The organism is Nocardioides sp. SYSU D00038, from assembly GCF_016924665.1.
In the GTDB taxonomy this organism is placed as follows: Bacteria; Actinomycetota; Actinomycetes; order Propionibacteriales; family Nocardioidaceae; genus Nocardioides.
In genome coordinates, this window is the sequence record NZ_JAFFJT010000019.1 from 1 (window position 1) to 15,641 (window position 15,641).

7 protein-coding genes are annotated in these 15,641 nt (G+C 73.1%); 2 read left to right on the forward strand and 5 right to left on the reverse strand.

Annotation, left to right across the window (positions count from 1 at the left end; all coding sequences use genetic code 11):
- Positions 1-120: 120 nt before the first annotated feature.
- Positions 121-4,029, forward strand: coding sequence for a DNA-directed RNA polymerase subunit beta' (locus JT721_RS11640; protein ID WP_205473311.1), 3,909 nt, complete (start codon positions 121-123; stop codon positions 4,027-4,029).
- Positions 4,030-4,153: 124 nt separating this feature from the next.
- Positions 4,154-4,498, forward strand: coding sequence for a hypothetical protein (locus JT721_RS11645; protein ID WP_205473312.1), 345 nt, complete (start codon positions 4,154-4,156; stop codon positions 4,496-4,498).
- Between the two features lie 54 nt (positions 4,499-4,552).
- On the opposite strand, the gene JT721_RS11650 is transcribed toward JT721_RS11645, so the two are convergent.
- The 5 genes from JT721_RS11650 to JT721_RS11670 all read right to left on the reverse strand — a co-directional run bounded on the left by JT721_RS11650 (position 4,553) and on the right by JT721_RS11670 (position 15,633).
- Positions 4,553-7,948 (reverse strand): Ig-like domain-containing protein, encoded by a 3,396-nt coding sequence (locus JT721_RS11650; RefSeq protein WP_205473313.1) that lies wholly within the window; start codon positions 7,946-7,948, stop codon positions 4,553-4,555.
- A gap of 26 nt (positions 7,949-7,974) precedes the next feature.
- Positions 7,975-11,778 (reverse strand): Ig-like domain-containing protein, encoded by a 3,804-nt coding sequence (locus tag JT721_RS11655; protein WP_205473314.1) that lies wholly within the window; start codon positions 11,776-11,778, stop codon positions 7,975-7,977.
- Positions 11,779-12,117: 339 nt separating this feature from the next.
- Positions 12,118-12,816 carry a hypothetical protein gene (locus JT721_RS11660; protein ID WP_205473315.1) on the reverse strand — a complete coding sequence of 233 codons (699 nt, stop codon included), beginning with the start codon at positions 12,814-12,816 and terminating at the stop codon, positions 12,118-12,120.
- A 118-nt stretch (positions 12,817-12,934) separates the two neighbouring features.
- Entirely contained in the window at positions 12,935-13,603 is a 669-nt protein-coding gene (locus tag JT721_RS21745) for a response regulator transcription factor (protein WP_307828008.1), read from the reverse strand.
- Positions 13,600-15,633, reverse strand: a complete 2,034-nt coding sequence (locus JT721_RS11670) for an ATP-binding protein (protein ID WP_205473316.1) — start codon at positions 15,631-15,633, stop codon at positions 13,600-13,602. The genes JT721_RS21745 and JT721_RS11670 overlap by 4 nt, the downstream gene beginning before the upstream one ends.
- Positions 15,634-15,641: the final 8 nt, after the last annotated feature.

Below are 15,641 nucleotides of genomic sequence, written 5' to 3' on the forward strand. Positions count from 1 at the left end.
TGGCCCGCGGCGCGCCCTGCTGGGTCGCGGGGGTGGGGGGGGGGGGCCGGGGGCTGCCGCGCGGGCCCGCCTCCGACCCCCACCACCTTCTCCACCAACACTTTCGAGGGAAGCAGCCAAGTGCTCGACGTCAACTTCTTCGACCAGCTTCAGATCGGCCTGGCCACCGCGGACGACATCCGCACGTGGAGCCACGGTGAGGTCAAGAAGCCGGAGACCATCAACTACCGCACGCTCAAGCCCGAGCGTGACGGCCTCTTCTGCGAGAAGATCTTCGGTCCCACCCGGGACTGGGAGTGCTACTGCGGCAAGTACAAGCGCGTGCGCTTCAAGGGGATCATCTGCGAGCGCTGCGGCGTCGAGGTCACCCGCTCCAAGGTCCGCCGCGAGCGGATGGGCCACATCGAGCTCGCCGCACCGGTGACCCACATCTGGTACTTCAAGGGTGTGCCCAGCCGGCTCGGCTACCTGCTCGACCTGGCGCCGAAGGACCTCGAGAAGGTCATCTACTTCGCCGCCTACATGATCACCGCCGTCGACGAGGACGCCCGTCACCGCGACCTGACCTCGCTCGAGAACAAGGTGCAGCTCGAGCGCGACCGCCTCGAGCGGCGCCTCGAGGAGACCCTCGCCGAGCGCTCGCGCAAGGAGGAGGAGGACCTCGCCGCCCTGGAGGCGGAGGGGGCCAAGGCCGACGCCAAGCGCAAGGTGCGCGACGGCGCCGCCCGCGAGCAGGCCGCCATCCGCCGCAAGGTGGAGGGCGAGATCGCCCGCCTCGACGAGGTGTGGAACACCTTCAAGAGCCTCAAGGTCCAGGACCTGATGGGCGACGAGCTGCTCTACCGGCAGATGAAGGAGTGGTTCGGCAAGTACTTCGAGGGCCACATGGGCGCCACGGCGATCCAGAAGCGCCTCGAGTCCTTCGACATCGCCGCCGAGGTCGAGTCGCTGCGCGAGACCATCGCGACCGGCAAGGGCCAGAAGAAGGTCCGCGCCCTCAAGCGCCTCAAGGTGGTCGACGCGTTCCGCAAGACCGACAACAAGCCGCAGGGCATGGTCCTCGACGCCGTGCCGGTCATCCCGCCGGACCTGCGCCCCATGGTCCAGCTCGACGGTGGCCGGTTCGCGACGTCCGACCTCAACGACCTCTACCGCCGCGTGATCAACCGCAACAACCGCCTCAAGCGGCTGCTCGACCTCGGCGCGCCCGAGATCATCGTGAACAACGAGAAGCGGATGCTCCAGGAGGCCGTCGACTCGCTGTTCGACAACGGCCGCCGCGGTCGTCCCGTCACCGGGCCGGGCAACCGGCCGCTGAAGTCGCTGTCCGACATGCTCAAGGGCAAGCAGGGCCGGTTCCGCCAGAACCTGCTCGGCAAGCGCGTCGACTACTCGGGCCGCTCGGTCATCGTCTCGGGCCCGCAGCTCAAGCTGCACCAGTGTGGTCTGCCCAAGCAGATGGCGCTCGAGCTGTTCAAGCCGTTCGTGATGAAGCGCCTCGTCGACCTGTCGCACGCGCAGAACATCAAGTCCGCCAAGCGGATGGTCGAGCGCGCGACGTCCGGCCTGAGCCGCTACGCGATGGTCTGGGACGTGCTCGAGGAGGTCATCATGGAGCACCCGGTGCTGCTCAACCGCGCACCGACCCTCCACCGCCTCGGCATCCAGGCCTTCGAGCCGCAGCTGATCGAGGGCAAGGCCATCCAGATCCACCCGCTCGTGTGCGGCGCGTTCAACGCCGACTTCGACGGTGACCAGATGGCGGTGCACCTGCCGCTGTCGGCCGAGGCCCAGGCCGAGGCGCGGATCCTGATGCTCTCGACCAACAACATCCTCAAGCCGTCGGACGGCCGTCCGGTGACCATGCCCTCGCAGGACATGATCATCGGCCTGTTCTGGCTGACGACCGACCGCGAGGGCGAGCCCGGCGAGGGGCGCTACTTCGCCTCCCAGGCCGAGGCGATCATGGCCTTCGACCGCCGGGAGATCACGCTGCAGAGCAAGGTCCGCATCCGGCACGCCGACACGGTGCCGCCGCTGGACTTCGACGCTCCCGAGGACTGGGAGCAGGGCCAGACCCTGACCCTGGAGACCACCCTGGGTCGCTCGCTGTTCAACGACACCCTGCCCGCCGACTACCCCTTCGTGAACTACGAGGTGGGCAAGAAGGCGCTCGGCGCGATCGTCAACGACCTGGCCGAGCGCTACACCAAGGTCGAGGTCGCCGCGTCGCTGGACGCCCTCAAGGACGCCGGCTTCCACTGGGCGACCCGCTCGGGCGTCACGGTGTCGATCGACGACGTCGTCACCCCGCAGGACAAGATCGGCATCCTCGCGGAGTTCGAGGCCAAGGCCGCGAAGATCCAGGGCCAGTTCGAGCGCGGTCTGGTGACCGACGACGAGCGGCGCCAGGAGCTCATCGAGATCTGGACCGAGGCGTCGAACGTCGTCGGCCGGGCGATGGAGGAGAACCTCGAGCAGAACAACCGGAGCAACCCCATCTACATGATGGTCAACTCCGGTGCCTCGGGTAACTTCAACCAGATCCGCCAGGTCGCTGCGATGCGAGGCCTCGTGGCCAACCCGAAGGGCGAGATCATCCCGCGCCCGATCAAGTCCAACTTCCGTGAGGGCCTCACGGTGCTGGAGTACTTCATCGCCACCCACGGTGCCCGCAAGGGTCTGGCCGACACCGCGCTGCGGACGGCCGACTCGGGCTACCTGACCCGTCGTCTGGTCGACGTGTCGCAGGACGTCATCATCCGTGAGGACGACTGCGGCACCGAGCGCGGCCTGACCAAGCGGATCGGCGAGCGCAACGGCGAGGGCACGGTCGTCAAGGCCGAGAACGTCGAGACCGCGGCGTACGCCCGCACGGCGGCCGTCGAGATCACCCACCCCGAGTCCGGCGAGGTGCTGGCCGGTGCGGGTGACGACCTCGGCGACGTCAAGATCGGCGAGCTCATCGCGGCCGGCATCGAGGAGGTCAAGGTCCGCTCGGTGCTGACCTGCGACGCCCGCACCGGCACCTGCGCGAAGTGCTACGGCCGCTCGCTGGCCACCGGCAAGCTCGTCGACATCGGTGAGGCGGTCGGCATCATCGCCGCCCAGTCGATCGGTGAGCCCGGCACCCAGCTGACCATGCGCACCTTCCACACCGGTGGTGTGGCCTCGGCCGACGACATCACGCAGGGTCTGCCCCGCGTGGTCGAGCTCTTCGAGGCCCGCACGCCCAAGGGCGTCACCCCGATCTCGGAGGCCGCCGGCCGGATCGAGATCGAGGAGACCGACAAGGCCCGCAAGGTCCTGGTCACGCCCGACGATGGCTCCGAGGTGCAGGAGTACCCCGTCAGCCGCCGCTCGCGCCTCAACGTCGCCGACGGCGACCACATCGAGGTGGGTCACCGGCTCACGGTCGGCACCCCCGACCCGAAGGAGGTCCTGCGCATCCAGGGCGTCCGGACCGCGCAGGAGCACCTCGTCGACGAGGTGCAGGCGGTCTACCGCTCGCAGGGCGTGGCGATCCACGACAAGCACATCGAGATCATCGTGCGGCAGATGCTGCGCCGGGTCACGGTGCTCGAGTCCGGTGAGACCAACCTGCTGCCGTCCGACCTCGTCGACCGCCCGGTCTTCGAGGCGGAGAACCGGCGGGTGCTCTCCGAGGGCGGCAAGCCGGCCGCCGGTCGGCCCGAGCTGATGGGCATCACCAAGGCCTCGCTGGCGACCGAGTCGTGGCTCTCGGCGGCCTCCTTCCAGGAGACCACCCGCGTCCTCACCGACGCGGCGATCCACGCCCGCTCCGACTCGCTGCGCGGCCTGAAGGAGAACGTGATCATCGGCAAGCTGATCCCGGCGGGCACCGGCCTGGAGCGCTACCGCAACATCCGGGTGGAGCCCACCGAGGAGGCCCGCGCCGCGGCGTACTCCGTCACCGGCTACGACTCCTACGACTACGAGTTCGGCAACGCCGGCAGTGGTCAGGCCGTGGCCCTGGACGACTTCGACTTCGGGTCGTACCAGAACTGAGCCCGACCCCGGGCAGCTGAACGAGGCCCGCACCCCCGACGGGGGTGCGGGCCTCGTGCCGTGTGTGGGACTCGTCACGGCACGCGCGGGTACGGGTGGGGGAGGCAACGACGAAGGGACGGTCATGGGCTTCGAGTCGCACCACGACGACCACGAGCGGGCGGGCACCGAGCACGACCCGCCCGCACCCGAGGACGAGGAGCGCGAGGAGCCCGGGGAGCGGGAGATCGACCGAGCCGGTGCCGCGGGCGCCGTCTCCGAGCAGTTCGCCGTCAAGCCGACCCGGGAGGAGGCCGAGGCGGTCGAGCGCGACCGGGCCGAGCGCCTCGATCCCGACAACCGCCCCGACAACGTCGAGGTCGACAACACCGGCCGCACCTTCGACGCCGAGCGCGGGATGTTCACCGACTCCGAGGGCTACGACGACGCCGACGCCAAGTTCCCCCCGCCCGGGGAGCAGGGGGCCTGACCCCGCCGAGTCGTCGTTACTCGTGCCGAATAACGACGACTCGACGCGGACGGGTCAGAACTCGTCGGGGTCCTTGCGGCTGCGGAAGTACTCCGCGTGGTCCTCGCTCGGGGCGTAGTCGGCGTCCCCGAGGAAGACCAGGTCGTAGCCGTCGGAGGTGATCATCGCCGGCGTCGACCGGGCCGCGAAGCACTCGGTGCGGCCGTCCGCCCCGGTGACGCCCTCGCAGACCGGCACCACGTTGCGGAAGATCGGCTGCACCACCGTGAACGACACGGTCCGCCCGGCGAGGGGGGTGCCGTCGGCGTCGGTGAGCAGCGCGCCCACGTGGCGGCCGTCGTCGCCGAGCTCCTCCCAGAGCTCGTCGCCCTTGAGCCGGGTGGCGGCCCGCTCGACCCGCTGGACGTACGGCGCCGACGTGCTGGCCAGGTGGGTCGCGTCACCGGAGTACGTCGCCACCACCGGGTGGTCGCCGCCGCCGAGTCCCGCCACCTCTAGCGTGGCGACCCGTCGGCCGTCGACCTCCGCGACGGGCGCCGAGCCGAGCACCGTGTCGCCGTCGACGAACGTCACCGTGCCGGTGGGCACGCCCGGTGCCGGGGCGGTGGTCGTGACCACGGCCCGCAAGGTCACGGTTTCGCCGTACGTCGCGGGGTCGGGCGAGCCCTCGACGCCGGTGATGGTCGGGGTCGCGGCGACGACCTGGCCCACCGTGGCGACCGAGCCGGTGAAGTTGAAGTTGCCGACGTACTCCGCCCGGACGGCGTGGTCACCGGGCGCCAGGGAGGCCGAGACGAAGCTCGCCACCGACTCGCCGGGCCCGGCCGGCTGGAGGCTGCTGGCCCCCAGCAGGACCTGGCCCTCCCAGAACCGCACCACCCCGGTGGGGCGACCGGTGGCGGGCGCCACGGCCGCGACGGTGGCGGTGAAGGTCACCGGCTGGCCCGGGCCGGCGACCGGCAGGTCGGTCGTCAGCGTGGTGGTGGTCGCGCCCTGGGCGACCGCCTGGCCGGCGCCCTGGTCGAGCAGGCCGCTGCTGGCTAGGAACCCGCCGTCGCCGAGGTAGCGGGCCTCGACCCGGTAGGTGCCCGGCGAGAGGGCCGCGAAGGCCGTGCTGGTCGCGACGCCGTCGACGAGCTGAGCCGGTGCGCCGAGGTCGGCGCCGTTGACCGTGAACCGGACGCTGCCGGTGGGCTCACCCGCGCCGGGCGCCACCGGGGTGACCTGGGCGCTGAAGGTGACGGCCTGGCCGGTGCGGGCCGGGTTGGCCGAGGAGGTCACCAGCGTGGACGTCTGGGCTCGCTGCACCCGCTGGGTGACCGAGTCGGTGCTGGGTGAGAAGTCGCCGTCGCCGCTGTAGGTCGCCACCACGGCGTGCTGCCCGACGCCCAGCGCCGACGTGGTCAGCATGGCCTGGCCGCCGGTGCCGGAGCCGACCGCGACCTCGCCGAGCACGGTGGGGCCGTCGGTGAAGGTGACGGTGCCCGAGGGCGCGCCGGCGCCGGGCGCGCTGACCGCCACCGTCGCGGTGAACGTGACCTCCTGGCCCGTCACCGAGACCGGTGCCGAGCTCTCGAGCGACGTGGTGGTCGCGGCCCGGTTGACGACGTGGGTGGCCTCGGGGGAGGTGCTGGTGAAGAAGCTCGGGTCGGCGCTGAGGAACGTCGCGCGCACCGTGTGGCTGCCGCGGGTCAGGGCCGCGGTCTCGAGCTCGGCCGCGCCGTCGACCACGTCGACGAAGCCGAGCGTGGTGCCGTCGACGACGAACCGCACCACGCCGGACGGCGAGCCCGACGCCGGGGCCACCGGGTCGACCTCGGCGCGCAGCGTCACGGACTGGCCGACCACCGACGGGTTCGGGGACGACGACACGGTGGTCGCGGTCTGGGCGGCCTCGACGGCCTGGCCGAGCGTGGCGCCGGCACCCGCGAAGGCGGCGTCGCCGCTGTAGTCGGCGGTCACGGTGTGCGCACCGGCCGCGAGCCGGGCGACCGGCGAGGTGGCCGCGCCGCCCGAGACCGGCACCGGGTCGCCGAGCGCGATGCCGTCGACCGAGAACTGCACGGTGCCGGTGGGGCTGCCGGCGCCCGGTCCCACGGGGGCGACCTGCGCGGTGAAGGTCAGCGGCTCGAAGGCGACCGCGTCGGCGTTGGAGGTGCCCAGCGTGACCGAGGTGTCCGCACGGTTGACGCCGTGGCTGACCGGGTTGGACTGGCTGGTCGCGAAGTCGGCGTTGCCGTTGTAGGTCGCCGTCACGACGTGGTTGCCGGGTGCGAGGTTCGCGATCGTGGCCGTGGCGACGCCGTCGACCAGGGTGACCGCGGTGCCGTGCACCTGGCCGTCGACGGTGAACTGGACGCCCCCGACCGGCTGACCGACCCCGGGTGCCACGACGTCGACGGTGGCGGTGAAGGTGACCGCCTGGCCGCTGACCGTGGGGGAGCCGGTCGAGGTGAGCACGGTCGTGGTGGCGGCCTTCTCGACCACCTGGGTGCGGGCCGACGACGCACTGGCGGTGAAGCCCGGGTCGCCCAGGTAGCGGGCCACGACCTGGTGTGAGCCGGTGGGCAGCAGGCCCGCGGCCGAGGTCGCGGCACCGCTGGAGTCGAGGACCACGGGCGCTCCGAACGGCGCTCCGCCGACCTCGAACTGCACCTCACCGGTCGGGACCCCCGTGCCGTTGCCGGCCGCGACCGTCGCGTGGAAGGTCACCGCCTGGCCGTGCACCACCGGGCTGGTGGGCGCCAGGGTGGTCGACGAGGCGTTCTTGGTGACCGTGAACGGCGCGCTCGCCGAGCTCGCCGTGTAGCGGGCGGTGCCGGCGTAGCTCGCCGTCACCGTGGCCGACCGTGGCGGACCCGCCACCGGCAGGCTGGCCGTGGCGACGCCCTGGGCGTTGGTCGTGGCGCTCACGGTGGCGCCGCCCGAGAGCGTGAACGACACCGAGCGCCCGGGCAGCACCGAGCTGCCCAGGTTCGGGTCGGTGAGGGTCGCCGAGACCGTCGCCGTGGTGTTCTGCGGCGCACTGGTCGCGCCGCCGTAGGCCAGCTCGGTGACGTTCTGGATCGTCACCGCGCGGTTGAACGTCGACGTGCTGCTCGAGCAGATGAACGTGCCCGAGCGGCGGCGCTCGTTGGTGCGCACCGTGTAGGCGCCGTTGTCGTAGTTCTGCGTCACCAGGCTGACGCTCTTGGCCCCGGTGCCGTCCTGGTTGCTCTCGAAGACCACCTGGTTGGCGGAGTTGATCAGCTGGAACTGCACCCGGGGGCTGCTGCCGCTGACGCAGAGGCTGCCGTCGGAGACGCCCGAGGAGCTCAGGGTCACGGTGCCTCGCAGGGTCGCACCGGCCGCCGGGGCGGTGATGTCGGCGGCGGCCGGGCCGGCCGCGGCGAGGATCGACCCGAGGGCGAGGGAGGCGGCGGCCGCGGTGGCCGTCAGGATCGTGCGCATGGTGTTCCTTCCTTCTGTCCGTCGGGTCACTTGAGGATCGGTCCGTGGCCGGTGCTGGGCAGGCGGTCGGCACTCCCGGCGTACGACGCGCGGTAGCCGCCCGCGAGCACCAGCTGGAGGAGCTGGGCCGAGGCGTTGCAGGTGGCGACGCCGGCGCCGTTGGTGGTGGCGGTGCAGACCGTCGCGGTGCCGATGGTGAAGACCACGGTCGCGCCGGCGACGGGCTCGCCGCCGCCGGTGAGGGTCGCCCGCAGCTGGCCGAGCGGCAGCCCGAGCGGCACCACCTTGACCACGGCGCCGTCGGCGCTGACGACGGTCGGCTGCCTGGCCACGGTCACCGACCGCGCCGGTGAGGTGCTGGGCGCGAACGCCGGGCCACCCTCGTAGACCGCCGTGAGCTGGTGCGCACCGGCCCCGAGCGCGTCGGTGGTGAGGGTCGCGGTGGCCGTGCCGTCGGCACCGGGCACTACCGGGACGGTCGCGATCGTGGTGGTGCCGTCGACGAACCGCACCGTGCCGGTGGGGGCGCCGAGGCCGGCCGAGGCCGCGGTGACCGTGGCGGTGAGGGTGAGGTCGTCGCCGAAGGTCGTGGCGGAGGCCGAGCCGGCGAGTGCCGTGGTGGTGGCGATCCGGGCCACCGACTGGGTGAGCGACCGCTGGGCGGGCGCGAACCGGACGTCGCCGGAGTAGAGGGCGGTGACCTCGTGGTCGCCCGGTGCCAGGTCGGGCAGCGCCGGGCTGGTGGCGGTGCCGTCGACCAGCGCGACGGCGTCGCCGAGCGGGGCGCCGTCGACGCGGAACTGCACGAAGCCGGACGGCGTGCCGGTGCCGGGGCGCTGCGACGCGACGGTGGCGGTGAGCGCCACCGGCTCGCCGTGCTCGCTCTGGGCGTCCGACGAGGCCAGCCCGAGGTCGACCTCGGCGGCCGCGACGGTCTGGGTCAGGATCGCGCCGCTGCCGGCGTAGCCGACGCCCGGCGCGAACGCCGCGATCACGGTGTGGTCGCCCGGGTCGGGCGAGCCGAGGGTGACGCTCCGCGCGCGGCCCTCGGAGTCGACCGCCACCGGCTCGCCGACGTCGGCGCCGTCGACCGAGAACTGCACCGTGCCGCTGGGGGCGCTGCCGTCGGCCGCGGTCACGACGGCGGTGTAGCGCACCAGCTCGCCGTAGGTCGACGGGTTGACCGAGGAGGTGACCTCGGTGGTGGTGGCCACGATCGCCGCCCCGGCGATCACGGTGTGGCTGAGCGCCTCGGAGTGGCTGGCGACGTAGCCGGAGTCGCCGGCGTAGGACGCCCGGACCTGGTGGCTGCCCGGCGCGAGGTCGGAGAGTGCCAGCGTGGCCTGGGCGCCACCCGGGCCGGCCTGCAGCGGCGCGGCGCCGATCGGCTCCCCGTCGGCGGTGAAGGTGACGGTGCCGGTGGGGGCGCCCGAGCCGGGGGCCACGGCCGAGACGGTCGCGGTGAAGGCGACCTCCTGGTCCTCCTGCGAGGGTGACGGGGTGGCGGTGACGACCGTGGTCGTGGCGGCGGTGGTGACGTCCTGGGTGACCGAGTCCTGGCCGCCCTGGTGGGACGCGCTGCCGGCGTAGACGGCGGTCAGCGTGTGCTGGCCCGCCGTGAGCGAGGTGAGCGGCGCGAACATCGCGGCGCCGCCGTCGAGCTCCACCGGGTCGCCGGTGGGCGTGCCGTCGACCAGCAGCTGCAGGCTGCCGGTGGGGGTTCCGCCGCCGGGGGCGATGGGGGTGACCGAGGCGCTGAGGTTGACCGCCTCGCCGGAGACCGTGGTGTCGTCGGCGACAGTGACCGCGACCGCGACCGCGGCCCGGGTCACCGAGACCGTGCGGGGCGGGGCGGCGCTCGCGGCGTGGACGTCGTCGCCGGAGTACGTCGCGACCACGCCCTGGCTGCCGACCGCGAGGTCGTCGACCACGAGGGCGGCGGTGCCGTCGGGCTCGACGGCGGCAGTGCCGAGCGTGGTGCCGCCGGCGGAGAAGGTCACCGTGCCGGTGGGGACGCCGCCTGCTGCCGCGACGACGGTGGCGCCGAGGGTGACGTCCTGGCCGAACACCGCCGTGGCCGGCGAGGCGGTCGACGTCGTGGTGGTCGCCAGCAGCGGGTTGCGCACCCGGAAGGTGACGGCCGGGGAGGTCGAGGTGGCGTGGTCGGCGTTGCCGAGGTAGACCGCGCGGACCGTGTGGTCGCCGAGGCCGAGGGTGGACAGCGGGGCGCTGGTGGCCTGGCCACCCGTGGAGAGGGCGACCGGACCGCCCAGGTCGGCGCCGTCGACGACGAACTGCACGCTGCCGTCGAAGGTGCCGCCGGCGGAGTCGGGGGTGACCGTCGCGCCGAACGTGACCGGCTCGCCGATCGTGACCGGGTCGGGGCTGGCCGCGACCGTGGCGGTGGTGCCGATCTTGCCCACGGTGAACGGCACGACCGCGGAGGCGGGGTCGAGGGAGCCGCTGCCGGCGTACGACGCCGTCACGGTGGTCTCGCGCACCGGCCCGTTGACCGGGAGGCTCGCGGTGGCGACCCCGGCGGCGTCGGTGGTGCCCTGGACGGTGGCCCCGCCCGCGAGGGTGAAGGTGACCAGCCGGCCGGCGGTGCCGGCACCGGTGAGGTCGCCCAGGGTGGCGCTCACGGTCGCGGTGGCGCCGCGCGGGGCGGCGGAGTCGCCGGTGTAGGCGAGCGTGGAGCAGTTGCGCGGGGTGACGACGAGCGTCGCGACGTTGCGCGCGGCGCCGGCGGAGACCAGGACTCCCCAGCTCGCGCGGGCGCCGTTGCGCCCCAGTCCGTCGGCCTGGGCGGGGGCCGGGAGCGTGACGCTGTAGGCGCCGCCCGCGCCGGTGGTGGTGCCTGCCGAGACGCCCTGGCCGGGGTTGAGCTGCGACTGGTCGAGGCGTACTTGCACCGGTACGCCGGGCAGGCCGCTGCTGAGCGTGCCGGCGACCGTGACGCCGCCGCCCGCGCAGGACAGCGACGGGGTCACCGTCTGCGAGACCGTGAGCGCTGGGGCGGGCGCCGAGGCGGTGCTGAGGTTGCGGGTCAGGGTGAGGCGAGCGCCGTCGAGGGGCAGCTCGAGCACCTGGCGGGCGACGTTGCGGTGGTTGGGCGACCACCACTCGGTGTTGCGGGTCTGGCCGTCGGCGCTGACCGTGGTGACCTTGTCGGCGGCGACGTTTCCGATCGGCACGGCGACGTTCTCGGCGGTCACGGTCGAGGGCCCCTCGACCGGCAGCGTGCCGGCGAAGGTGTCGTTGCCGGTGCCGCCGATGCTGCCGGCGTCGTAGCTGAAGCCGCCGTCGTAGGTGACGTCGACGTCGTTGTTCCACGAGTCGCCGGGGTTGAGCGGGAAGTCGTAGGTCTTCCAAGCGCCCTCGGGCGTCAGCGACAGCGCGATGCTGGCGGAGATGTTGGCCGAGAGCAGGGAGATCGAGGCCCGCGCGGTGAGGTTCTGCTGCTGGGTCTCCTGCAGCAGAGCGAGGTCGGAGCGGCGCACGAAGCGGGTGCCGCTCACCGTGCCGGCGAAGTTGGAGAGACTGGCGGTGCCGACGCCGTCGACCGCCACGCTGCCGCTGCCGCTGGTGATGGTGCCACTGAGGTTCAGCCGGTAGGCGTCCTGGCCCTGGAAGGTCTCGGTGCCGGCGACGGTGTAGCTGACGGTCTCGTTGATCGTCACGTCGGTGCCGTCGGCCTGGTAGCGGAAGCTGGTGGCGTAGGTCCACGACCAGCCGGTGCTCCACGGCACCACGTCGTGGCCGGGCGCCTGGGCCGCGCTGGCGGGGCTGCCGCCGGCGGCCGCGAGCACGCCGAGGCACAGCGCCAGCACGCTGACGACGTGCGTCAGCAGGCGGGCCGCCCGTCGTGGTGGTGGGGTCCGGTGCGGACCTCCGGGAGTGGGACGTGCACGGTCGACCGACGCACCGATGCGCATGCGCTGTTGCCTTTCGAATGACCCCCATGGCGCGGATCGACCTGGTCCGAGAGTCCGCGTCAGGGTGATCCAAGCAGCGCCTAAGTAAAGGTCTCAATGCTTGTGCAGACCACCGTTACCGCCACGTAACACCGCGGCGCGACCGTCGTTGTCAAGGGTTGCGCGGTGGTCGGCGACGAGCGCGCCGCCCGGCCGGCCCCGCGTACGGCCGGTCGACGCGCTCGTCGCGGTGGGTCAGCCGACCTGGGTGATGCGCGACCGGCCCACGGCCAGCCAGATGCCGGCGATGATCAGCCCGACGAGCACGATCGCGGGCAGGCCCGGCACGCCGGTGACCGCGACGGCGCCGATCAGCAGCGTGGCGTAGACGCCGGCGACGACGCCCAGGGGCTTGGAGACCAGGCCCTCCTTGAGCGCCATCCAGGCCAGCCCGTAGCAGGCGCCGAGGAGCGGGATGAACGAGATGTAGGGGCTGAAGTCGTTCATGACGTAGTAGTTGTAGAGGCCCTCGGTGTCGTAGGTGTTCTCCTCGGGGCCGCCCGGCAGGTAGTTGCCCAGCGCACCGCGCCAGCCGAAGGCCAGGGTCACCAGCGCTGCGGTGGCCACCGCGCTGAACGTCACCAGCGTGGAGCCCGTCGAGTCCGGGAACCGCTTGGTGACCCGCTGGTGCCAGGTGGCGGCCAGCACCAGCAGGAGCAGCGCGACGACGTAGCCGAGCACGCCCGCGATCCGGAAGAGGTCGTTGTCGACCGAGATGGCGTCCTCGGCCGTCACGGGGTACTTGAAGCCGGAGCCGTTGTCGTCCGGGCGCGCCTCGCAGAACAGCGCGACCAGGCCGAGCAGGCCGACCAGGCTGGCCAGCAGCGGCCAGGCGGTGAACCGCCGGGTGGAGGGCGGCGTGGTCGTGGACGGGGTGACGTCGGTCGTGGACATGGTCTTCTTCTCTTTCGTCCGTGACGGCGACCGCACCGTGCGGCGCCGCGACGAATCTGCTGTGCACGGGGACCCGACGATCAGGTGCACAGGTCCTGACTTGCCCGGGCGGGCGGCGTCAGGACTCGCCGGAGTCGCCGAGGCCGGCCTCGCGCGCGCGGACGATCAGCTGGGCGCGGTCGGGCACGTCGAGCTTGACCAGCACGCCGTAGACGTAGTTGCGCACGGTCTTGGAGCTGAGCACCAGCCGGCGGGCGATCGTCGCGTTGTCGTAGCCGCGGGCCACCAGGTCGACCACCTCCCGCTCGCGGTCGGTGAGCTCCGGGAAGACCACGCCGCCGCGGGTGCGGGTGCCGGAGATGTACGTCGCCGCGCGCGAGGCGACCTGGGGGCCGAGCAGCATCTCGCCGTTGGCCACCGCGCGCACCGCGCGCTCGACGTCGTCGGGGGCGGCGCCCTTGAGCAGGTAGCCGCGGGCCCCGGCCCGGATCGAGGCGAACAGGCTGTCGTCGTCGCCGAACATGGTCACGACCAGGATCCCGATGTCGGGGTCGGTGCGCAGGATCTCGCGGGTCGCCTCGACGCCGGAGTCGCTGCCGAGGTCGAGGTCCATGATCACCACGTCGGGGCGGTGCTCGCGCGCGACGGCGAGCGCCTCCTCGAGGTTGCTGGCCTGCCCGACCACGTCGATGCCGTCCATCGAGCGCAGCAGCGCCACCATCCCGATCCGGAAGACGGGGTGGTCGTCGACCACCGCCACCCGCACCGCGGCCTGGCTCCTGTTCACGGCAGCACCACCGTCACCCTCGCTCCCGTTCCGTCACTCCCGGCGCTGGCCATCTCGAAGGTGCCGCCCAGCTCGGCGGCGCGCTCGCGCATCGACGCCAGGCCGATGCCGGTCACCGCCCCGCTCGGCACCCCGGCGCCGTCGTCGGTCACGCTGAGCCGGACGGCGCCACCGAGCCGGTCGAGCACCACGGAGCAGTGCCGCGCGCCGGAGTGGCGGTAGGCGTTGAGGACGGCCTCCGCAGCCACGTGGTAGAGCGCCACCTGGCGCCGGCTGTCGAGCTCGTCGGGTCGCTCGGCCGAGACCGTGACCGCGAAGCGGGACTGGGTGAACCGCTGGGCGAGTGCGTCGAGCGCCTCGCCCAGCCGGCCGTGCTCGAGCGCCGGCGGCAGCAGCACCCGGGCCATCTGGCGCACGTCCTCGGCCCGGTGCGAGAGCTCCTCCTGGAGCTGGCCGAGCAGCACGGCGTCGTCGGGCTCGAGCGTGGAGGTCTTGTCGATGGCGGCCAGCGCGAGCGAGATGCCGGCCAGGCTCGGACCGAGCCCGTCGTGGAGCTCGCGCCGCAGCAGCCGGCGCTCCTCCTGACGCACGTCGACCAGGCGGGTGCGGGCCCCCTCGAGCTCGGAGTTGACCAGGGCGAGGTCGAGCGCCACCGCGACCAGGCCGGCGATCTGCCACACCAGCTGGACGGTGCGACCGTCGAGGCGCTCGCCCGACGGCGCCCCGAGCCGGAGCACCCCCACCTCGCGACCGCGGCTGTGCAGCGGCACCGACACCATCCGGTCGTGCGGCTGGCCGCTGGCGACCCGCAGCCCGGGTCCCCGCGACTCCACCACGACCGCGTCCAGCCGCAGGCTCCGGCGCAGCCCGTCGGCCAGGCCCTCGAGGATGGTGAGGTCGTCGCTGCCGGTGCTCATGTCGGTGCCGAGCCGGTCGAGCAGCTCGCCGGCGTCGGTGGTCGACCCGAAGACCAGCCGCTCCACCCGGCGCTGCAGCCAGGTCCGCACCGGCATCACCACCAGCGCGAGCAGCGCCACCGACAGCAGGCCCGCGGAGTCGCGACCGACGGGCAGCACCCGGCCACCGGCCCACACCAGCACGACGTACGCGCCCAGCACCGCAGTGGTGAGCAGGGCGCCGACGGTGGCCCGGCTGACGGCCAGGTCGAGGTTCCAGGAGTCGTGGCGCACCACCAGCACGAAGATCGCCGCGGGCAGCATCACCATCGCCGCGAACAGGCCGGCGGCGCTCAGCCCGAGCAACGGCTGCCCCAGGGAGAGGCCGACCTCGAAGACGAGGTAGGCGAACGACGTCAGCGCCACCGCGACCAGCACCCACAGCAGCGACCGCCGCTCGCCGGGCTCGGCGCGGCGGGCCCGCCACCCGAGGTGGGCGACGCCGACCAGGCCGAGGAGGAAGTAGACGGGGATGACCGCGGCGTCGTAGGCGGCCGCGGCGTCGGAGACCGCACCGCCGCCGGTGACCGGGTTGGTCGGGCCGCCCTCGATCTGGGAGAGGTAGCGCACCACACCGGCCGACAGCGCGACGAGGAGACCGACGACCGCCGCCACCAGCCGCGGCCCGCTCGGCCCCCGCTGCCCGATCAGCCAGGGCACCACGAGCAGGCAGACCAGGGCTCCGGTGACCCAGCCCGCGACGATCACCTGCACGACCGCGGCGTAGCCGGGCAGGTCGCGGTCGAGGCCGAGCACGGCGTACTGGATGCCGAAGCCGGTGAGGGCGAAGCCGAGCGCGACGAGCTGGAGCGCCCAGCCGATGACGTGCCCGCTGCGGATCATCACCAGCGCCCCGAACGGGCCGTAGAGGAGCGCCAGCACGACGTCGGTGACGAAGAACTCGGGGTGCACGGCGAAGTCGGGGGAGTCGGCGCCGAGGTTGGCCACCGCGATCACGACCGAGACCAGGGAGAGCAGGCAGATCAGGCCGCCGAGGCCGATCGCGACCGGACGGTGGATGCCGGGGGCGCCGGGGACGACGCGCACGCCGACCACCACCCCTGCCCCTGCCATGCCGTCCG

Excerpts from the sequence above, each read along its gene's own strand:
- JT721_RS11645 (WP_205473312.1), top strand. The coding sequence starts at position 4,154 with ATGGGCTTCGAGTCGCACCACGACGACCACGAGCGGGCGGGCACCGAG.
- JT721_RS11650 (WP_205473313.1), bottom strand. The coding sequence starts at position 7,948 with ATGCGCACGATCCTGACGGCCACCGCGGCCGCCGCCTCCCTCGCCCTC.
- JT721_RS11660 (WP_205473315.1), bottom strand. The coding sequence starts at position 12,816 with ATGTCCACGACCGACGTCACCCCGTCCACGACCACGCCGCCCTCCACC.
- JT721_RS11670 (WP_205473316.1), bottom strand. The coding sequence starts at position 15,633 with ATGGCAGGGGCAGGGGTGGTGGTCGGCGTGCGCGTCGTCCCCGGCGCC.